General features: G+C 71.0%; 17 protein-coding genes. 11 read left to right on the plus strand and 6 right to left on the minus strand.

Annotated features, from left to right (window positions below; translation table 11 throughout):
- Position 1: 1 nt before the first annotated feature.
- The 8 genes from EIM48_RS05830 (at position 2) to EIM48_RS05865 (ending at position 7,433) form a co-directional block, all read left to right on the plus strand.
- Complete coding sequence (locus EIM48_RS05830; protein ID WP_028915625.1) at positions 2–634, plus strand: FMN-binding negative transcriptional regulator; 633 nt, start codon at positions 2–4, stop codon at positions 632–634.
- 37 nt (positions 635–671) lie between these two features.
- The gene (gene can / locus EIM48_RS05835) at positions 672–1,337 is read left to right on the plus strand and encodes a carbonate dehydratase (protein ID WP_028915626.1); all 666 of its coding nucleotides are present in this window, start codon (positions 672–674) and stop codon (positions 1,335–1,337) included.
- A 23-nt stretch (positions 1,338–1,360) separates the two neighbouring features.
- The gene (locus tag EIM48_RS05840) at positions 1,361–1,918 is read left to right on the plus strand and encodes a 3-hydroxyanthranilate 3,4-dioxygenase (protein ID WP_125111281.1); all 558 of its coding nucleotides are present in this window, start codon (positions 1,361–1,363) and stop codon (positions 1,916–1,918) included.
- Complete coding sequence (gene kynU / locus EIM48_RS05845; protein ID WP_125111282.1) at positions 1,915–3,183, plus strand: kynureninase; 1,269 nt, start codon at positions 1,915–1,917, stop codon at positions 3,181–3,183. Before EIM48_RS05840 ends, kynU begins: the two co-directional genes overlap by 4 nt.
- 80 nt (positions 3,184–3,263) lie before the next feature.
- Positions 3,264–4,646, plus strand: a complete 1,383-nt coding sequence (locus tag EIM48_RS05850; RefSeq protein WP_199728393.1) for an NAD(P)/FAD-dependent oxidoreductase — start codon at positions 3,264–3,266, stop codon at positions 4,644–4,646.
- A gap of 73 nt (positions 4,647–4,719) precedes the next feature.
- Positions 4,720–6,159, plus strand: coding sequence for an exodeoxyribonuclease I (gene sbcB / locus EIM48_RS05855; RefSeq protein ID WP_125076306.1), 1,440 nt, complete (start codon positions 4,720–4,722; stop codon positions 6,157–6,159).
- Complete coding sequence (locus EIM48_RS05860; protein WP_125111283.1) at positions 6,156–6,842, plus strand: DUF2461 domain-containing protein; 687 nt, start codon at positions 6,156–6,158, stop codon at positions 6,840–6,842. Before sbcB ends, EIM48_RS05860 begins: the two co-directional genes overlap by 4 nt.
- A gap of 3 nt (positions 6,843–6,845) precedes the next feature.
- A complete protein-coding gene (locus tag EIM48_RS05865) occupies positions 6,846–7,433 on the plus strand; it encodes a DUF2939 domain-containing protein (protein WP_125111284.1) in 588 nt (195 codons plus the stop codon).
- Between the two features lie 127 nt (positions 7,434–7,560).
- On the opposite strand, the gene acnB is transcribed toward EIM48_RS05865, so the two are convergent.
- The 3 genes from acnB to EIM48_RS05880 are packed head-to-tail and all read right to left on the minus strand — an operon-like array spanning position 7,561 to position 10,815.
- Positions 7,561–10,152, minus strand: a complete 2,592-nt coding sequence (acnB, locus tag EIM48_RS05870; protein ID WP_125108649.1) for a bifunctional aconitate hydratase 2/2-methylisocitrate dehydratase — start codon at positions 10,150–10,152, stop codon at positions 7,561–7,563.
- Positions 10,153–10,189: 37 nt separating this feature from the next.
- Positions 10,190–10,588: a type II toxin-antitoxin system VapC family toxin gene (locus EIM48_RS05875; RefSeq protein ID WP_125111285.1), complete on the minus strand. Its 399-nt coding sequence runs from the start codon at positions 10,586–10,588 to the stop codon at positions 10,190–10,192.
- A complete protein-coding gene (locus tag EIM48_RS05880) occupies positions 10,585–10,815 on the minus strand; it encodes an AbrB/MazE/SpoVT family DNA-binding domain-containing protein (protein ID WP_019398793.1) in 231 nt (76 codons plus the stop codon). The genes EIM48_RS05875 and EIM48_RS05880 overlap by 4 nt, the downstream gene beginning before the upstream one ends.
- A gap of 185 nt (positions 10,816–11,000) precedes the next feature.
- Between EIM48_RS05880 and acnA the strand changes: the two genes are divergently transcribed.
- The gene (gene acnA, locus EIM48_RS05885) at positions 11,001–13,754 is read left to right on the plus strand and encodes an aconitate hydratase AcnA (protein WP_125108650.1); all 2,754 of its coding nucleotides are present in this window, start codon (positions 11,001–11,003) and stop codon (positions 13,752–13,754) included.
- Positions 13,755–13,817: 63 nt separating this feature from the next.
- Here acnA and EIM48_RS05890 read toward each other — a convergent pair whose 3' ends face one another.
- Positions 13,818–14,288: a nuclear transport factor 2 family protein gene (locus tag EIM48_RS05890; protein WP_232207917.1), complete on the minus strand. Its 471-nt coding sequence runs from the start codon at positions 14,286–14,288 to the stop codon at positions 13,818–13,820.
- 92 nt (positions 14,289–14,380) lie between these two features.
- Here EIM48_RS05890 and EIM48_RS05895 point away from each other — a divergent pair, with 92 nt between their 5' ends.
- Both EIM48_RS05895 and EIM48_RS05900 read left to right on the plus strand, forming a co-directional pair.
- Positions 14,381–16,087 carry a long-chain fatty acid--CoA ligase gene (locus EIM48_RS05895; protein WP_019398790.1) on the plus strand — a complete coding sequence of 569 codons (1,707 nt, stop codon included), beginning with the start codon at positions 14,381–14,383 and terminating at the stop codon, positions 16,085–16,087.
- A gap of 170 nt (positions 16,088–16,257) precedes the next feature.
- Positions 16,258–17,124 carry a crotonase/enoyl-CoA hydratase family protein gene (locus EIM48_RS05900; RefSeq protein WP_028915635.1) on the plus strand — a complete coding sequence of 289 codons (867 nt, stop codon included), beginning with the start codon at positions 16,258–16,260 and terminating at the stop codon, positions 17,122–17,124.
- A 62-nt stretch (positions 17,125–17,186) separates the two neighbouring features.
- Here EIM48_RS05900 and EIM48_RS05905 read toward each other — a convergent pair whose 3' ends face one another.
- Both EIM48_RS05905 and EIM48_RS05910 read right to left on the minus strand, forming a co-directional pair.
- Complete coding sequence (locus EIM48_RS05905) at positions 17,187–19,382, minus strand: ATP-binding protein (RefSeq protein WP_125111286.1); 2,196 nt, start codon at positions 19,380–19,382, stop codon at positions 17,187–17,189.
- Entirely contained in the window at positions 19,375–20,445 is a 1,071-nt protein-coding gene (locus tag EIM48_RS05910) for a two-component system response regulator (RefSeq protein WP_125108652.1), read from the minus strand. The genes EIM48_RS05905 and EIM48_RS05910 overlap by 8 nt, the downstream gene beginning before the upstream one ends.
- Positions 20,446–20,495 lie beyond the last annotated feature (50 nt).

Below are 20,495 nucleotides of genomic sequence, written 5' to 3' on the forward strand. Positions count from 1 at the left end.
CATGTACGCGCCGCGCGCCTTCGCCGAAACCGACCTGGCGGGGCTCGACGGCCTGCTGGCGCGCGATCCGTTCGTCACCCTGGTCACCACCGGCGGCGACGGGTTGCCGTTCGCCTCGCACCTGCCGGTGCTTTACCGCCGCGAAGGCGAGGCCGTGGAACTGGAGGGCCACTGGGCGGGCCCCAATCCCCAGGCGGGACATGGCGGCCAGGCGCTCGCCATCGTGCACGGCCCGCACCACTACATCTCCCCCGGCTGGTATCCGGACAAGGCGGAAGCGGCGCGGGTGCCGACCTGGAACTACGCCGCCGCGCACCTGTACGGCACGCTGGAGCCGTTCACCGACGAAGCCGCGCTCGCCGGCCTGGTCGCGCGGCTGGGCGAACGCTTCGAGCGCGAGGTTGGCGGCGACTGGGCCTACGACCACGCCGATCCGCGCCAGCGATCGCAGCTGCGCGGCATCGTCGGCTTCCGCTTCCGCGCGCAGCGGATCGAGCTGAAGTTCAAGCTCAACCAGAACCATCCGCCAGCGAATGTGCAGGGCGCGATCGACGGCCTGCGCGCCCTGCCCGGCGAGGATGCGGCACGGGTTGCCGCGCTGATGGCTGAACGCCTGGCGCGGCGCCGGGGGTGAACGTGTCGCGCGCGCCCGGCTCGTAGATAATGCGGCGATGAGCGAAGACCTCCACGACCTGATCCTCCGCAACCACGCCTGGTCCGAGCGCGTCCGCGCCGAGGACCCGGAGTTCTTCACCCGCCTGTCCAAGCAGCAGGCCCCCGAATACCTGTGGATCGGCTGCTCGGACTCGCGCGTGCCGGCCAACCAGATCATCGACATGGCCCCGGGCGAGGTCTTCGTCCACCGCAACGTCGCCAACGTGGTCGTGCACACCGACCTCAACTGCCTGTCGGTGATCCAGTTCTCGGTGGACGTGCTGAAGGTCAAGCACATCCTCGTCGTCGGCCACTACGGTTGCGGCGGCGTGTACGCCGCGCTGACCCGCCAGCGCCTGGGCCTGGTCGACAACTGGATCCGCCACGTGACCGACGTGGCCGAGCACCACGCCGACTGCCTGCACCAGGCCGGCGACACCGAGCTGCAGCACGCGCGCCTGTGCGAGCTCAACGTGCTCGAGCAGGTGGTCAACGTGTGCAAGACCCACGTGATCCGCGACGCCTGGGACCGTGGCCAGGAACTGACCGTGCACGGCTGGGTCTACAGCCTGCGCGACGGCCGCGTCCACCACCTGGGCATGGACGTGGACCGGATCGAGGACCTGGAGCCGAAGTACGAGGCCGCCCTGGCCCGGATCCGCCAGGACCACGAACTGCGCTGACCCCTTCCCCAGCAAGAGCCGCCATGTTCTCCGCCCCGATCAACCTGCAGGCCTGGATCGAGGAACACCGCCACCTGCTCAAGCCCCCCGTGGGCAACAAGTGCATCCACGACGGCGACTTCATCGTGATGGTGGTCGGCGGCCCGAACGCACGCACCGACTTCCACTGGGACGAGGGCCCGGAGTGGTTCTTCCAGCTGGAAGGCGAGATGGTGCTGCGGGTGCAGGAAAACCGCGAGGGTGGCCCCGGCTCGCTGCGCGAGATCCCGATCCGCGCCGGCGAGGTGTTCATGCTGCCGCCGCGGGTGCCGCATTCGCCGCAGCGCAGGGCCGGCGGTGTCGGCCTGGTGGTGGAGCGCAAGCGCCTGGCGCACGAGCGCGACGGCCTACTGTGGTACTGCGAGCGCTGCAACCACAAGCTGTACGAGGAGTTCTTCCAGCTGCAGGACATCGAGCGCGACTTCCCCCCGGTGTTCGAGCGTTTCTACGGCTCGCTCGACAGGCGCACCTGCGGCCAGTGCGGCCACGTGCATCCGCCGCGCGCCGCCGCGCCGCGCCCGGCCGTGGAGGAGGCCCGATGAGCGACATCGCCGCGCAGGTGCGCGAACTGGACGCCGCCGACCCGCTGCGCGGCTTCCGCGACGAGTTCCTGATCCCGCCCCACGGCGGCGGCGAGCAGCACTACTTCGTCGGCAACTCGCTGGGCCTGCAGCCGCGCGCGGCGCGCGCGCACGTGCTGGAGGTGCTGGACAAATGGGCCGCCGAGGCGGTGGAAGGCCACTTCAGCGGCGACACCGCGTGGATGGACTACCACCGCCTGGTCCGCGATCCGCTGGCGCGCCTGGTCGGCGCGCTGCCGGAGGAAGTGGTGGCGATGAACACGCTGACGGTGAACCTGCACCTGATGCTGGCCAGTTTCTACTGCCCCGACGCCCGGCGCAGCGTCGTGCTGATGGAAGCCGGCGCCTTCCCCTCCGACCGCCACGCGGTGGAATCGCAGATCCGGCTGCACGGGCTGGACCCGGCGCAGTGCCTGGTCGAGGTCGAGGCCGACCAACCCGACGGCACGCTGTCGGACGAAGCCATCGCCCGGGCCATCGCCGCGCATGGCCCGCGCCTGGCCCTGGTGCTGTGGCCCGGCATCCAGTACCGCACCGGCCAGGCCTTCGACCTGGCGCGGATCGCGGCGCTGGCGCACGCCCAGGGCGCCCGGGCCGGCTTCGACCTCGCCCACGCCGTCGGCAACCTGCCGCTGGCGCTGCACGACGCCGGCGCCGACTTCGCGGTGTGGTGCCACTACAAGTACGTCAATGCCGGCCCCGGCGCGGTGGCTGGCTGCTTCGTCCACCAGCGCCACGGCAACGCCGGGCTGCCGCGCATGGCCGGCTGGTGGGGCCACGAGGCCTCCACCCGCTTCCGCATGGCGCCGGAGTTCGTGCCGGCCGCGGGCGCGGAGGGCTGGCAACTTTCCAACCCGCCGGTGCTGGCGATGGCGCCGCTGCGCGCCTCGCTGGAGCAGTTCGAGCGCGCCGGCGGCATGGCCGCGCTGCGCGCCAAGTCCGAGCGCCTCACCGGCCTGCTCGAGCGGCTGATCCACGAACGCCTGGCCGATACCCTGCAGGTGGTCACCCCCGCCGATCCGCAGCGCCGCGGCTGCCAGCTGTCGCTGCGCGTGGCCGGCGGCCGCGAGCGCGGCCGGGCATTGTTCGAGCACCTGCGCGAGCGCGGCTTCCTCGGCGACTGGCGCGAGCCGGACGTGATCCGCATCGCCCCGGTACCGCTGTACAACCGCTACGCCGAAGTGCTGGCGCTGGTCGAGGAAGTGGAACGCTGGCGTTCTGCCTGACCGCGCGGCCCCGCCCCCCCACCCCGCGCGCCGCGTCGGCGCCGCCCACGCCGCGCGCGGATGCACAGGAATCCCCCCGCTTGGACAGCAACGATCCCCGCTCCCTGACCCTGATCGGCGCCGGCCTGGCCGGCTGCCTGCTGGCGATCCTGCTCTCGCAGCGCGGCTGGAAGGTCACCATCTACGAGCGCCGCGGCGACCCGCGGATCAAGGGCTACGAATCCGGCCGCTCGATCAACCTGGCCCTGGCCGAGCGCGGCCGCCACGCCCTGCGCGTGGCCGGGGTCGAGGAAGCGGTGATGCGCCAGGCGGTGATGATGCGCGGGCGCATGGTGCACGCGCTGGACGGCAGCACCATGCTGCAGCGCTACGGCCGCGACGACTCGGAGGTGATCTGGTCGGTGCACCGCGCCGACCTCAACATGACCCTGCTGCAGGCGGCCGAGCGCGCCGGGGCCAGCATCCACTTCCACCGCCGCCTGCACACGGTGGATTTCGACGCCGGCTACGCGCGCCTGATCGACGACCGCGACGACCAGCCGCACGACATCCGCTTCCAGGTACTGATCGGTGCCGACGGCGCTGGCTCGGCGCTGCGCGCGGAGATGGTCCGCCGCGCCGGGATCGGCGAGCGCACCGAGTTCCTGGACCACTCCTACAAGGAGCTGACCATCCCGCCGGCGCCGGATGGCGGCTTCATGATCGAGCCGCACGCCCTGCACATCTGGCCGCGCGGCCGCTACATGTGCATCGCCCTGCCCAACGACGAGCGCACCTTCACCGTCACCCTGTTCCTGCCCAACCACGCCGCGCCCGGCAGCGGCGACCCGTGCTTCGCCAGCGTGCGCAGCGGCGCCGAGGTACGCGCCCTGTTCCAGCGCGACTTCCCCGATGCCCTGCCGCTGATCCCGGACCTGGAGCGCGACTGGGAGAACCACCCGCCGGGCCTGCTCGGCACCCTGTACCTGGACACCTGGCACATGGGCGGGCGCGCGGTGGTGCTGGGCGACGCCGCGCACGCCATGGTGCCGTTCCACGGCCAGGGCATGAATTGCGCGTTCGAGGACTGCGTGGCCCTGGCCGAGGCGATGGACCGGCACGCCACCCTGGAGGACGCGTTCGCCGCGTTCGAGGCCGAGCGCAAGCCCAACGCCGCGGCGATCCAGGCCATGGCCCTGGAGAACTACATCGAGATGCGCGACCGGGTGGACGACCCGGACTTCCTGCTGCAGCGCGAGCTGGAGCAGGCCCTGCAGGCGCGCCATCCCACCCGCTTCGTCCCGCACTACACCATGGTCACCTTCATGCGCGTCCCGTACGCGCTGGCGCACGCGCGCAGCCAGCTGCAGCGGCGCATCCTGGTGGAAGCCACCGCCGGGCGCAGCGACCTGTCCGGCATCGACTGGGACGCGCTGGCGCGGCGCATCCACGCCGAGCTGCCCGAGCTGGAAGGCGCGCGTTGAGCCGGCGCCGCACGCGCCGCGACGGCGTCGCGGGCTTGCGGCATGGCGCCGCGCCGCGTCCAATACCGGCACCATGACCGACAGCTTCCTGTTCTACGACCTGGAGACCTTCGGCGCCGACCCGCGCCGCAGCCGCATCGCCCAGTTCGCCGCCGTGCGCACCGACCGCGAGCTGCAGGTCGTGGAAGAGCCGATCAGCCTGTTCGTCAGGCCGGCCGACGACCTGCTGCCCTCGCCGACGGCCACCCTGATCACCGGCATCACCCCGCAACAGGCCGCGCGCGAAGGCATCAGCGAGGCCGAGGCGGCCGCGCGCATCGTCGAGGAGATGGCGCGCCCGGGCACCTGCACCCTGGGCTACAACTCGCTGCGCTTCGACGACGAGTTCGTGCGCCACACCCTGTTCCGCAACTTCTTCGACCCGTACGAGCGCGAGTGGCGCGGCGGCAATTCGCGCTGGGACCTGCTGGACGTGCTGCGCCTGGCCCACGCCCTGCGCCCGGACGGCATCGCCTGGCCGAAGCGCGAGGACGGCGCCACCTCGTTCCGGCTCGAACACCTGGCGGAGGCCAACGACGTGCGCGAGGGCGATGCCCACGAGGCGCTGTCGGACGTGTTCGCCACCATCGGCATGGCCCGGCTGCTGCGCCGCGCGCAGCCGCGCCTGTGGGACTACGCCCTGCGCCTGCGCGACAAGCGCCATGCCGCCAGCCTGCTGGATACCTTCGCCATGCAGCCGGTGCTGCACGTGTCCCAGCGCTACCCGGCCGCGCGCCTGTGCGCGGCGGTGGTGCTGCCGCTGGCCGTGCACCCGCACATCAACAACCGGGTGATCGTGTTCGACCTGGACGGCGACGTGGACGCGCTGCTGGAGCAAGGCCCGGAGGAGATCGCCGACCGCCTGTACACGCCGGTGGCCGACCTGCCGCCGGGCGTGGCGCGGGTGCCGCTGAAGGAAGTCCACCTTAACCGCTCGCCGATGCTGGTGCCGTGGGCGCACCTGCGCGCGCCGGACTTCCAGCGCCTGGGCATCGACCCGGACCAGGTATTGGCCCGCGCCGCGCGCCTGCGCGCGCACGGCCCGGAGCTAGCCGAGAAGGCCCGCCAGGTCTATGCCGGCACCCGCGAGGCCGGCCAGGAGGACGTGGACGGCTCGCTGTACTCGGGCTTCTGCGGCGACGGCGACCGCCGCCTGTGCACCCAGGTGCGCGCCACCGCCCCGGCCGAGCTGGGCCGCCGCGCCTTCGATTTCCGCGATCCGCGCCTGCCGGAGCTGCTGTTCCGCTACCGCGCCCGCAACTGGCCGGAAACCCTCGGCGCGGACGAGCGCAGCCGCTGGGACGATTACCGGCGCCTGCGCCTGCAGGCCGACAGCGGCCTGTCCGAGTACACCTTCGACACGTTCTACGCCGAGATCGCCACGCTGCGCGCGGCCCATGCCGGCGACGGCCAGCGCCTGGTGCTGCTGGACCAGCTGGAAGCCTGGGGCCGCGCACTGCAGGACGGATTATGAGCAGCTACTTCAGCGAGGCCAGCCTGCGCTTCCTGCGCGGCCTGGCGCGACACAACGAGAAAGCCTGGTTCCAGGCGCACCGCGCCGACTACGAGGAGCACGTGCGCCAGCCGTTCCTGCGCCTGGTCGCCGACCTGCAGCCGGCACTGGCCGCGATCAGCCCGCACTTCCGCGCCGACCCGCGCCCGGTGGGCGGCTCGCTGTTCCGCATCCACCGCGACGCGCGCTTTTCCAGCGACAAGTCGCCATACAAGACCTGGCAGGGCGCGCGCCTGTTCCACGAGCGCCGGCGCGAAGTGGCGGCGCCGTCGTTCTACATCCACCTGCAGCCCGGCGAGAGTTTCGTCGGCGCCGGCCTTTGGCACCCCGAGCCGGATACCCAGCGCAGGGTCCGCCAGTTCATCTTCGACAACCCCGGCGCCTGGCGCCGCGCCGCGCACGATCCTGCCTTCCGCCGCCGCTTCGACCTCGACCACTCGGAGATGCTGGTGCGCACGCCGCGCGGCTTCCCCGCGGAGTTCGAGTTCATCGACGACCTGCGCCACCGCAACTGGGTGTTGTGGCGCCCGCTGGAGGACGCCACCATGACCGGCCCGCGCCTGCGCGCGACCCTGGAGAAGGACCTGGCCGCGCTGGGTCCGTTCATGGACTACCTCTGCGCGGCGCTGGACCTGGAGTTCTGACGCATGCCCGCCTCCAGCCACCGCCGGCGTCGCCGGGCCCTGCTGCCGGCAATGGCCGTGGCCGCCCTGCTCCTGCTGGCGGCGTGGATCGCCGCCGGGCCCTGGCTGGCCGTGCGCGGCATCGCCGATGCGCTGGAACGGCGCGACACCGTCGCCCTCGCCCGCCACGTCGACTTCCCGCAACTGCAGGCCAACCTGCGCGCCCAGGTCCAGGACCGGCTGGCGCGCGCGGCTGGCGCCGGGCTGGCTTCGCATCCGCTGGGCGCGCTGGCCGTGGCCGCCGCCGGCAGCCTGGCTGGTGCAGGCATCGAGCTGGCCGCCACGCCCGAAGGCGTGGCCGCGCTGCTGCAGGGCCATGTGTTGTGGCAGCGGCTGGGCGGCCGCGACCGCGGTCCCGGCGAAGCCTGGTCGGTGGAGCCGGCGCGGCCGCTGCACGACGCACGCCTGCGCTACGAGTCACTTTCGCGGGCAACGGTCACCGTGCGCGACGCGCCTGGCACCACCAGCGTCTGGGAGCTGCAGCGCCAGGGCCTGCGCTGGCGCCTGGTGGACATCCGCCTGCCGGGGGATCCGGCCACGCCGCCGGACTGACGCGTCCCGCCCCTTCCGGTGCGGATCGGGCTCGCCGCCGCGGATCCGCGGGCCGGCTCGCGCGGACCCGCAAAAAGCGAACGCCCGGCACGGGGCCGGGCGTTCGCGGTTGCGGCTGCCGGATGGATCAGGCGGCCACGGTCTCGGCCGTCTTCCGGTACTCCTCGATCTGGTCGAAGTTCATGTAGCGGTAGATCTCGGCGCCCTTCTCGTTGATCACGCCGATGTCGGCCAGGTACTCCTCGCGGGTCGGGATGCGGCCCAGGCGCGAGCAGATCGCCGCCAGCTCCGCCGAGCCCAGGAACACGTTGGTGTTGCGGCCCAGGCGGTTGGGGAAGTTGCGGGTCGAGGTGGAGAACACCGTGGCGCCCTCGCGCACCTGCGCCTGGTTGCCCATGCACAGCGAGCAGCCCGGCATTTCCATGCGCGCGCCGGCCACGCCGAAGGTGCCGTAGTGGCCTTCCTTGGTCAGCTCGGAGGCGTCCATCTTGGTCGGCGGCGCGACCCACAGGCGGGTCGGGATGTCGCGCTTGCCTTCCAGCAGCTTGGCCGCGGCGCGGAAGTGGCCGATGTTGGTCATGCACGAGCCGATGAACACCTCGTCGATCTTGGTGCCGGCGACCTCGGACAGGGTCTTCACGTCGTCCGGGTCGTTCGGGCAGGCCACGATCGGCTCGACGATCTCGTTGAGGTCGATCTCGATCACCGCCGCGTACTCGGCGTCGGCATCCGGCTCCAGCAGCTGCGGGTTGGCCAGCCACTCCTCCATCTTGCGGATGCGGCGGGCCAGGGTGCGGGCGTCCTGGTAGCCCTCGGCGATCATGTTCTTCAGCAGCACGATGTTGCTGTTGAGGTATTCGATGATCGGCTCCTTGTCCAGGCGCACGGTGCAGGCGGCGGCCGAGCGCTCGGCCGAGGCGTCGGACAGCTCGAACGCCTGCTCCACCTTCAGCTGCGGCAGGCCTTCGATCTCGAGGATGCGGCCGGAGAAGATGTTCTTCTTGCCGGCCTTGGCCACGGTCAGCAGGCCCTGCTTGATCGCGTACAGCGGGATGGCGTTGACCAGGTCACGCAGGGTGACGCCCGGTTGCATCTGGCCCTTGAAGCGGACCAGCACCGACTCCGGCATGTCCAGCGGCATCACGCCGGTGGCCGCGGCGAAGGCGACCAGGCCCGAACCGGCCGGGAACGAGATGCCCACCGGGAAGCGGGTGTGGGAGTCGCCGCCGGTGCCGACGGTGTCCGGCAGCAGCATGCGGTTGAGCCAGCTGTGGATCACGCCGTCGCCCGGGCGCAGGGACACGCCGCCGCGGGTGGAGATGAACTCCGGCAGGGTGTGGTGGGTCTTGACGTCCACCGGCTTCGGGTAGGCCGCGGTGTGGCAGAACGACTGCATCACCAGGTCGGCCGAGAAGCCCAGGCAGGCCAGGTCCTTCAGCTCGTCGCGGGTCATCGGGCCGGTGGTGTCCTGGGAGCCGACCGAGGTCATCTTCGGCTCGCAGTAGGTGCCCGGGCGCACGCCCTTGCCTTCCGGCAGGCCACAGGCGCGGCCGACCATCTTCTGCGCCAAGGTGTAGCCCTTGCCGCTGTCGGCCGGCTGCTGCGGCAGGCGGAACAGGGTCGACGGGGCCAGGCCCAGCGACTCGCGGGCCTTGGCGGTCAGGCCGCGGCCGATGATCAGCGGGATGCGGCCGCCGGCACGCACCTCGTCGAACAGCACCTCGCTCTTGACCTTGAACTCGGCGATCACCTCGCCGTTCTTCAGCGCCTTGCCCTCGTACGGGCGCAGCTCGACCACGTCGCCGTGGTCCATCTTCGACACGTCCAGCTCGATCGGCAGGGCGCCGGCGTCTTCCATGGTGTTGTAGAAGATCGGGGCGATCTTGCCGCCCAGGCACACGCCGCCGGCGCGCTTGTTCGGGATGTACGGGATGTCGTCGCCGGTCCACCACAGCACCGAGTTGGTGGCCGACTTGCGCGAGGAACCGGTGCCGACCACGTCGCCGACGTAGGCGACCAGGTGGCCCTTCTCCTTGAGCTTGAGGATCTCGCCGATCGGGCCGCGCTTGCCGTCCTCTTCCGGCTGGAACGGCGCGTCCGGACGCTTGTTCTTCAGCATCGCCAGGGCGTGCATCGGGATGTCCGGGCGGGTGGTGGCGTCCGGGGCCGGCGACAGGTCGTCGGTGTTGGTCTCGCCCGGCACCTTGAACACGGTGATGGTCAGGCTCTCCGGCACTTCCGGGCGGCTGGTGAACCACTCCGCGTCCGCCCAGCTCTGCAGCACGGCCTTGGCGTTGGCATTGCCGGCCTTGGCCTTCTCCTCCACGTCGTGGAACTGGTCGAACACCAGCAGGGTCTTCTTCAGGCCCTCGGCGGCAATGGTGCCGACGACGGTGTCGTCCAGCAGCTCGATCAGCGGCGAGACGTTGTAGCCGCCGAGCATGGTGCCCAGCAGCTCGGTGGCGCGCTCGCGCGAGATCAGCGGGTTCTTCTCGCTGCCGAAGGCCAGCGCCGCCAGGTAGGAGGCCTTGACCTTGGCCGCGTCGTCGACGCCGGCCGGCACGCGGTGGGTGAGCAGGTCGACCAGGAACTGCTCCTCGCCCGCCGGCGGGTTCTTCAGCAGCTCGATGACCTCGGCCGTCTGCTGCGCGCTCAGCGGCAGCGGCGGGATGCCGAGGGCGGCGCGCTCGGCGACGTGGTGGCGATAGGCTTCCAACATGGACAACTCCGGAGTGGTAACGGAAAGCGGTGGTGAATCAGGCCTGCGGCACGATCAGCCGCAGCCCCTTGAAGTAATCGCGGTAGAAGGCGTCGTTCCAGGTGACCAGGCCGTCGCACTGCAGCAGCGCGTGGGCGCCGACCAGGAAGGCGCCGATGCCGCGGTGGCGGCCGCCGCGCTGGCGGTGGCGACGGTGCATCTCGCCGGCGCGCAGCGCGGACTTGGCCTCCAGCGCGCTGAAGTGGATGCCCATCTCCTCCAGCGCCTCCTGGACCTCGGCGCCGCCCCGGAGGGCGGCGCACAGCTCGGCCAGGGTGGTGCCGCACACGACCACGCGGCCGCCCACCAGCGCCTGGCGCAGGCAGGCCTCGACCGCGTCGGCGCGGGGGCCGTCGCTGAGCAGCTCGGCCAGGACCGGGGAGTCGACGGCGATCATGCCCCGCCTTCGTCGCGCAGGCGCTCCACCGCCTCGGTGGACGATTCGAAGCCGTCCAGCGCGAACTTGCCGCGGGCGCGGGAAATGGCGTCATCCACGCTCTTGCGCAGGATGATGCGGCTGCCGTCCAGCTCCACCTTCAGCAGGGTGCCCTTGGTCAGCCCGAGGGCGTCCCGGACGGGCTTGGGTAGCGTGATCTGGCCGCGTTCGGCCACGGTCGCTTCCATGGGTGGAATCTCCGCCTGACGGTATGCGGACATGATACATACCATTTCATGCATACTCAATCCGTCGTACCGGCATTGTCCGACAATGGCCCCGCGAAGACAGTCCTGTCATGCCAGCCGGCCAATAATGACCGGCTGAAACCTTCAGCCGCCTCCCCCGGCGGCACCAGCCAGAGGAGCCCGCAATGCGCGATTCCTTCGCCACCCGCAGCCGCCTGGACGTAGGCGGCAAGTCGTACACCTATGCCAGCCTGCCCCGGCTGGGCGAGCGCTTCGACCTGGCCCGCCTGCCCTACTCGATGAAGATCCTGCTGGAGAACCTGCTCCGCCACGAGGACGGGGTGACGGTGCTGCCGGAGCACATCGAGGCCGTGGCGACCTGGGATCCCAAGGCCGAGCCGGACACCGAGATCGCGTTCATGCCCGCGCGCGTGGTCCTGCAGGACTTCACCGGCGTGCCCTGCGTGGTCGACCTGGCCGCGATGCGCGACGCGGTGGTCAGGCTCGGCGGCGACGCCAGCCAGATCAACCCGCTGATCCCGTCGGAGCTGGTGATCGACCACTCGATCCAGGTCGACGTGTTCGGCAAGCCCGACGCGCTGGACATCAACGGCCGCATCGAGTTCGAGCGCAACCGCGAGCGCTACGCCTTCCTGCGCTGGGGCCAGAAGGCGTTCAAGGGCTTCCGCGTGGTGCCGCCGAACACCGGCATCGTCCACCAGGTGAACCTGGAGAACCTGGCCCGGGTGGTGATGACCGGCGAGAAGGACGGCGAGGCCTGGGCCTATCCGGACACCGTGTTCGGCACCGACTCGCACACCACCATGATCAACGGCATCGGCGTGCTGGGCTGGGGCGTGGGCGGCATCGAGGCCGAGGCGGCCATGCTCGGCCAGCCCTCCTCGATGCTGATCCCGCAGGTGGTGGGCTTCAAGCTCACCGGCAGGCTGCCCGAAGGCTCCACCGCCACCGACCTGGTGCTGACCGTCACCCAGATGCTGCGCAAGCACGGGGTGGTGGGCAAGTTCGTCGAGTTCTTTGGCGATGGCCTGCAGCACCTGCCGCTGGCCGACCGCGCCACCATCGGCAACATGGCCCCGGAGTACGGCGCCACCTGCGGCATCTTCCCGATCGACGCCGAGTCGCTGACCTACCTGCGCCTGTCCGGTCGCAGCGAGGAGCAGATCGCGCTGGTGGAGGCCTACGCCAAGGCCCAGGGCCTGTGGCACACCCCGGACAGCCCGCACGCCAGCTACAGCTCGGTGCTGGAGCTGGACATGGGCGAGGTGCGCCCCTCGCTGGCCGGCCCCAAGCGCCCGCAGGACCGCGTCCTGCTCGGCGACATGAAGCAGAACTACCGCGAGAACGTGACCCTGCTGACTGCCAACCGCGACCGCCGCGCCCCGGAGGTGGCCGACTTCATCGCCGAGGGCGGCACCGCCGCGGTCGGCAACGAGGCATTGCACAAGGGCGTGGCCCACATCGAGATCGACGGCCAGCAGGTCAAGCTCAAGGACGGCGCGGTGGTGATCGCCGCGATCACCTCCTGCACCAACACCTCCAACCCGGCGGTGATGGTCGCCGCCGGCCTGCTGGCGCGCAATGCCGCCGCGCGCGGCCTCAATCGCCAGCCCTGGGTCAAGACCTCGCTGGGTCCGGGCTCGCGCGTGGTCACCGATTACCTGCAGAAGGCCGGCCTGCTGGAGGAACTGGAGAAGGTCGGCTTCTACATCGTCGGCTACGGCTGCACCACCTGCATCGGCAACTCCGGCCCGCTGCCGCCGGAAGTCAGCGCCGGCATCGCCGCCGGCGACCTGGTCGTCACCTCGGTGCTGTCGGGCAACCGCAACTTCGAGGGCCGCGTCCACCCCGAGGTCAAGATGAACTACCTGGCCAGTCCGCCGCTGGTGGTGGCCTACGCCCTGGCCGGCACCACCGACATCGACCTGACCTCCGAGCCGATCGGCACCGGCAGCGACGGCCAGCCGGTGTACCTGCGCGACATCTGGCCCAGCAGCAAGGAGATCGGCGACGTCATCGCCTCGACCATCGGCCCGGAGATGTTCAAGCAGAACTACGCCGACGTGTTCAAGGGCGACAACCGCTGGAACGCCATCGAATCGCCCGACGGCGAGCTGTACGCCTGGGACGAGTCCTCCACCTACATCAAGAACCCGCCGTACTTCGAGGGCATGACCATGGAGGTCGGCTCGATCGGCGACATCCACGGCGCGCGGGTGCTGGGCCTGTTCGGCGATTCGATCACCACCGACCACATCTCCCCGGCCGGCAACATCAAGAAGGACTCGCCGGCGGGCCGCTTCCTGCAGTCGCGCGGGGTGCAGCCGGCGGACTTCAACAGCTACGGCAGCCGCCGCGGCAACGACGACGTCATGGTCCGCGGCACCTTCGCCAACATCCGCATCAAGAACCTGTTCTTCGGCGGCGAGGAAGGCGGCAACACCCTCTACTTCGGCTCCAACCCGCCGGAGAAGATGTCGATCTACGACGCGGCCATGCGCTACAAGGCCGAGGGCACGCCGCTGCTGGTGATCGCCGGCAAGGAGTACGGCACCGGTTCCTCGCGCGACTGGGCGGCCAAGGGCACCAACCTGCTGGGGGTCAAGGCGGTGATCGCCGAGAGCTTCGAGCGCATCCACCGTTCGAACCTGGTGGGCATGGGCGTGCTGCCGCTGCAGTTCAAGGACGGCCAGAACGCGCAGTCGCTGGGCCTGGACGGCACCGAGGTGTTCGACGTCTCCGGCCTGCAGGATGGCGCCAGCAAGAGCGCGAAGGTCACCGCGCGCAAGGCCGACGGCCGCGTGGTGGAGTTCGAGGTCCACGTGCTGCTGCTGACCCCGAAGGAAGTGGAGTACTTCCGGCACGGCGGCCTGCTGCAGTACGTGCTGCGCCAGCTGGCCACCCGCAAGGCGGCCTGAGCCGCCGCCACGAAAAAGCCCCGCGCATGCGGGGCTTTTCCCTTCCCGGGCGGCCCGCGGGGCTCAGCGCCGCTCCCAGCGGGCGTAGTGCAGGCGCCAGTCGCCGCCCTCCTCGCGCCAGCCGGTGGTGACGTCCCAGCTGCCGCCGCGCTCGGGCAGCCAGCGTCCGCCGCTTCCGGTCGCCAGCGCGGAAAACCGTACGGTTGCGCTGCCCTGGCGCATCTCCACCTCGGCCGGCCCGAGCACCAGGCCGATACGCTGGTTGGCCAGGACCTGCGCGCGCACGGCCTGCTGCAGTGCATCACGATCGACCCCGTCATTGCCGACGAAGTCCGCGGCCACGTGCTCCATGAACCGCGCCGGGGCCCGTTCCTCGAGTGCCTGCTGCATCCGCACAAGCGTGTCCCGCAAGCGTTCTTCCGGTGGATCCCGGCTGCAGCCGGCGGCCGGAAACAGCAGCAGGAGCAGCGCCAGGGCCCGCCACGCGGGGCTTGCGGATCGATTGATAGGCACTATCTGCTTCGACTTTTCCATCCGTAACGGTATGCTCCGCAGCGGACGCCGGCATGACCCACGGCGTGGCAGAACTGATGCAGACGCAAGACTACTCCTCGGGAGGGAGCTCAATGAATCCGGATCGCCCCTGGCTGCAGAGCTATCCGCAAGGCGTGCCCGCTGAAATCGATCCGGACCAGTACCGGTCTGTAGCCGCGGTCTTCGACGCGACCGTCGCCCGCTACGCCGACCGCCCCGCCTACCGCAACTTCGGCAAGACCCTGACCTACGCCGAGGTCGACCGGCTGGCGACCCAGTTCGCGGCCTACCTGCTGGGCGAGCTGGGCCTGAAGAAGGGCGACCGCGTCGCCCTGATGATGCCCAACTGCCTGCAGTACCCGATCGCGACCTTCGGCATCCTGCGCGCCGGCCTGACCGTGGTGAACGTCAACCCGCTGTACACCGCGCGCGAGCTCAAGCACCAGCTGGTGGACGCCGGTGCCGCGGCGATCGTGGTGGTCGACAACTTCGGCCACACCGTGCAGGAAGTGCTGGCCGAGACCCCGCTGAAGCAGGTGATCACCACCGGCCTGGGCGACATGCTGGGCTTCCCCAAGGGCGCCATCGTCAACTTCGTGCTCAAGTACGTGAAGAAGATGGTGCCCGAGTACGACATCCCCGGCGCGGTGCGCTTCCGCGACGCGCTGGCCGCCGGCAAGCGCCACGCGCTGCCGCAGGTGGACATCAATCCGTCGGACATCGCCTTCCTGCAGTACACCGGCGGCACCACCGGCGTGGCCAAGGGCGCCATGCTCACCCACCGCAACCTGGTGGCGAACATGTGCCAGGCCTCGGCCTGGCTGCGGCCGAACGACCTGCGCCCCGGCGAGGAGGTGATCATCACCGCCCTGCCGCTGTACCACATCTTCGCGCTGACGGCGAACTGCCTGGTGTTCATGGAGCTCGGTGGCCTCAACCACCTGATCACCAACCCGCGCGACATGCCGAACTTCGTCAAGGAGCTGAAGACTTCCGGCTTCACCGCGATCACCGGCGTCAACACCCTGTTCAACGGCCTGCTCAACACGCCCGGCTTCGACGAGGTGGATTTCTCGAAGCTCAAGATCACCCTGGGCGGCGGCATGGCGGTGCAGCGCGCCGTGGCCGAGCGCTGGAAGAAGGTCACCGGCGTGACCCTGGTGGAGGCGTACGGCCTGACCGAGACCTCGCCGGCGGCCTGCATCAACCCGCTGGACCTGAAGGAGTTCAACGGCTCCATCGGCCTGCCCATCCCCTCGACCGACGTTTGCATCAAGGACGAGGACGGCAAGGAAGTGGCGCTGGGCGAGATCGGCGAGCTGTGCATCAAGGGCCCGCAGGTGATGAAGGGCTACTGGCAGCGCCCGGAGGAGACCGCCAAGGCCATCGACGCCGACGGCTGGCTGCGCACCGGTGACATGGCCCGGATCGACGAGAAGGGCTTCGTCTACATCGTCGACCGCAAGAAGGACATGATCCTGGTCTCCGGCTTCAACGTGTACCCGAACGAGATCGAGGACGTGGTCGCGGCCATGCCCGGCGTGCTCGAGGTGGCCGCCGTGGGCGTGCCGGACGAGCGTTCCGGCGAAGCGGTCAAGCTGTTCGTGGTCAAGAAGGACCCGGCGCTGACGGCCGAGGACATCAAGGCCTACTGCCGCCAGGCCCTGACCGGGTACAAGCAGCCGCGCCACATCGAGTTCCGCGACGAGCTGCCGAAGAGCAACGTCGGCAAGATCCTGCGCAAGGAACTGCGCGACCAGGCCCCGGCCGGCAAGCCGGAAGCCGCAGCCACGCACTGAGGCTGGCAAGCCCGGCGGGCCCCGCCCGTCCCGGACCGCACCAGGCGCGCCCCCGGGGGGCGCGCCTTTTCTTTTGCCCGGCCGCGGCCGCCGGGGCGGCGGTGCCGGTAGGATCGGCGCGTACGGGCGGCGTCGCCCGTCGTCCACCACCCCTACCCGGAGAACTGGCCATGACCACCATCGAGAAGCTGCGCGTCGCCGAATACCCCACCATTCGCGTCGAGGGCCCGGCGGACGGCAGTGCCCACTGGCTTTACATGCATGCCGACGCGCACACCGGCGTGCGTCCCTGCTGCCGCTTCGAGATGCTGGAGGACATGTGGCGCTACATGAGCGCCATGACCCTGCCGCCGGAGCAGCAGGTCCCGGGCCGCCTGCGCCATTTCGTGCTGGCCTCGGCCGCCTCCGCCTACAACCTCGGCGGCGACCTGGACCTGTTCATGCGCCTGATCCGCGCCGGCGACCGCGCGCAACTGCTGGCCTATGCCAAGCGCTGCGTGGAGGGCGTGCACCACGTGCACACCGGGTTCGGCGGCGACGTGCACACCGTGGCCCTGGTCCAGGGCGATGCCCTGGGCGGCGGCCTGGAGATGGCCCTGGCCTGCCACACCATCGTCGCCGAGGAAGGCGTGGGCATGGGCCTGCCCGAGGTGCTGTTCGGGCTGTTCCCGGGCATGGGCGCCTACTCCTTCCTGTGCAAGCGGGTCAGCCCGCGCCAGGCCGAGCGCATGATCCTCAGCGGCGAGGTCTACAGCAGCGAGGAGATGTACCGGCTGGGCGTGGTCGACGTGCTGGTGCCCAAGGGCGAAGGCGAGGCCGCGGTGCGCGACCTGATCCGCCAGCACCAGCGCGCGCCGCACGCGCACCTGGCGATGAACGCGGTGCGCGGCATCGGCCAGCCGGTCGGCTACGAGGAATTGCTGCGGATCACCGAGGTCTGGGTGGACACCGCGCTGCAGCTGGGCGACAAGTCGCTGCGGACCATGGAGCGGATCGTCCGCGCCCAGACCCGGCGGGCCGGCCTGGCCGGGGGCTGAGCCAGCCGGGTGGCGGCCGGCCCGGCAATGCCGGGCCACGCCAGCCGCCGCTGCCCTGCCCCTCAGCTGTCCCCGCGGTCGCGGGCGCCGCCATCGCGGGCCGCGACCCGGGCATCCAGCGCCTGCCGGCCCTGGGCCAGAGCCTCGACCAGTCGCGCCAGGTGCTCGCGCCATTCGTTGCGCATCTGCCATTCCGGCAGGCGCATCAACACCCCGCCCAGTTCCGCGACCCGCACCAGGCCCATGTTCGCGGCCACGCCCTTGATCGCGTGCGCGTGGTCGCGCAGCCGCGACCAGTCCGCGTCCTCGCCGGCCTGCTGCATCGAGGCCAGGCAGCCCTCGGCGTCGCTCAGGCAGTGGCGGATGAACTCCTGCTCGAAGGCCAGGCCCATGCCCATCGCCGCCAGTTCGTCCAGCACCGAGGGATCGAGCACGGCACCGGGGGCGCCGGCCGCCGCCGGCTGACGCTCCTCGCGCGCGCCGGTACCGCCCGCTCCGGCGCGGCGACCGCGCCGGAGCGCCACGTCTGCCAGCACGTCCAGCAGCCGCGCCGCGGCCACCGGCTTGGCCAGGAAGGCGTAGGCACCGGCTTTCTCGCAGCGCTGGATCGACTCGGGGGTGACGTCGGCGCTGAGCACCACCACCGGGGTCTGGGTGACCCCGCCGGCCTGCATCACCCGCAGCTGGCGCAGCAGGTCCAGGCCGCTGAGGCCGGGCATGTGCAGGTCGACGATGGCCACGTCGTAGTCGCGCTCGGCCATGGCCTCGAGCACTTCCTCGCCGCCGGCGACGCAGGTCACGCGGTGGCCGGCCTTCTGCAGCAGGCGCTGCAGCACCATGCGGTTGGCTTCGTAGTCGTCGGCCACCAGCACCTGCATGCTGCGCACCCGCGCGCGGTGGCGCAGGAACGGGTCGGCGAAGGCGATCACCTTGCCGTCGCCGGCAGCCACGTCCTGGCCGCCCTCCTCCAGCACCGCGGGGCGCAGCGGGGCGGCGGTGGCCGGCTGGAACGGCACCTCGAACCAGAAGCGGCTGCCGCGCGGCTCCAGGTTCTCGTAGCCGATCCTGCCCCCCATGGCCTCGACCAGGCCGCGGGCGATGGTCGTGCCCAGGCCGGTGCCGCCGTAGCGGCGCGCCAGGCTGGCGTCGGCCTGCTCGAAGGCCTCGAACACGCGGCCGCGCATGGATTCGGGGATGCCGATGCCGGTGTCGCTGACCACGAAGCGCAGGCGCACGCCGCCGCCCTCCTGCACCCCGGCCACGGTCACGTCCACCCGCACCCGCCCGGCATCGGTGAACTTGACCGCGTTGCCGACCAGGTTGAGCAGCACCTGGCGCAGGTGCACGGCGTCGCCGCGTACCTGCTGCGGCACCGCGTCGTCGACCACCACCAGGTACTCCAGCTGCTTCTGCCGCGCCTGCGGGCGCAGGATCAGGCCGACCGAATCCAGCGCCTCGCGCGGGGAGAAATTCTCCGGGTTGAGCTTGACCTTGCCCGCCTCGATCGCGGAGATGTCCAGCACGTCCTCCACCAGGCCCATCAGGCTGCGGGTGGAGGCCTGGATGGTGCGCACGCACTCGCGCTGCTCGCCGTCCAGCTGGGTGGTCGACAGCAGCTCGGTCATGCCCGCCAGCCCGTTGAGCGGGGTGCGGAACTCGTGGCTCATGTTGGCCAGGAACCGGCTCTTGGCCTCGCTGGCGCGCTGCGCCTCCTCGGTGGCGCGGGTCAGCTGGCGCAGCAGGCTGGACAGGTACATCGGCACGGCCACCAGGCCGGCCAGCAGGCCCAGGCCCAGCGCGCGCACCTGGTGCCAGAACTCGGTGAACCACAGCACCGAGCCGAAGCTGGCCACCGCCATGGCCACCGCCGCCAGCAGGTAGCGGTGGCCGTAGCGCAGGCCGTTGCCGACGGTCACCCACATCACCACGATGTAGACCCAGGCCAGCGGCTCGCCCATGCGGATCATGCCGGCGGCCATCAAGCCGTAGTCGGCGAGCATGCCCACCGCGCGGCGCAGGTCCGAGCGGCCGGGTCGCGCCAGCAGCGCGCCGAAGATCGCCAGGCTCAGGGCCAGGCCGCCAAGCACGATCGCCAGCACGTCGCGGTACTGCTCCGCATCCAGGCCGCTGCGCGAGGACGGCAGCAGCACGTAGCACAGGATCAGCAGGATCAGGGCGACGCGCACCAGGGCCTGGCCGTGCTCGCTGTCCGGGCGGCCCGACAGGCGCTGCCTGGTCCATTCCAGCGGGTTACGCACCGGAAACCTCCCCGAGCGGCCGCGCCGAGGCGGCGGAGTACTGCTCGCAGATGTCCAGCAGGCGCTCGCGCACGCGCAGCAGCGCGTCCACGCAGGCCGGGTCGAACAGGCGGCCGCGCTGGGCGTACAGGTAGGCCAGCGCGGCATCGATGCTCCAGGCCTCCTTGTACGGACGGCGCGAGATCAGCGCGTCGAACACGTCGGCCACCGCCACGATCCGCGCCTCCAGCGGGATCGCCTCGCCGGCCAGCCCGTCGGGGTAGCCGCTGCCGTCCCAGCGCTCGTGGTGGCGCAGCGCGATCAGCGCGCCGGCCTGGATGAAGCGGTTGGGGCTGTCGGCCAGCAGCTCGTAGCCGATCCGCGGGTGGCGGCGCATGATCGCCTGCTCCTCCTCGGTCAGCTGCCCGGCCTTCATCAGCACCGAGTCCGGGATCGCGATCTTGCCCATGTCGTGCAGCGGCGCGGCCGCCTCGATCGTCTTCACCTCGTCCTCGGGCAGGCCCAGCGCCTCGGCGATCAGCGAGGCCACCCGCGCCATGCGCTCCAGGTGCGAGCTGGTGCCGGCGTCGCGGAACTCGATCGCGCGCGCCAGCCGCGACAGGGTCTCGCGCTCGCGTTCCTCGACCTCGTGCATGCTCGCCAGCAGCCGCTGCTCCAGCGACAGCGCGCGCTGCTTGACGGTCTCGGCCTGCTGCCGCAGCTGCAGCAGGTTGTGGCAGCGCGCGCGCAGCTCGCGCGGGCGCACCGGCTTGACCAGGAAGTCGATCACCCCGGCCTCGAGCGCGGCCTGGCGGATCGGCTCGTCGCCGACCACGGTGATCAGGATGATGGGGATGTCGCGGTGCCGCGGCAGGCGCCGGAAGCGGCGCGCGAACTCCAGCCCGTCGATGCCCGGCATGCGGTAGTCCAGCAACAGCAGGTCGACCGGGTGGTCCTCGCACCAGGCCAGCGCCTGGCGCGCGTCGCCGAAGTCGTGGACCTTCAGCTCCGGGGCGATGTCCTCGATGATGTGACGCAGCATCGTGCGTGCCGATGCCTGGTCGTCGACGATGGCGATGTCCAAGGCCTGCGCGTCCCGCCCTTGATCCGGCTTGCAGCATAACGCGGCGCCGG

This window comes from Pseudoxanthomonas sp. SGNA-20 (assembly GCF_003931635.1).
Classification (GTDB): domain Bacteria; phylum Pseudomonadota; class Gammaproteobacteria; order Xanthomonadales; family Xanthomonadaceae; genus Pseudoxanthomonas.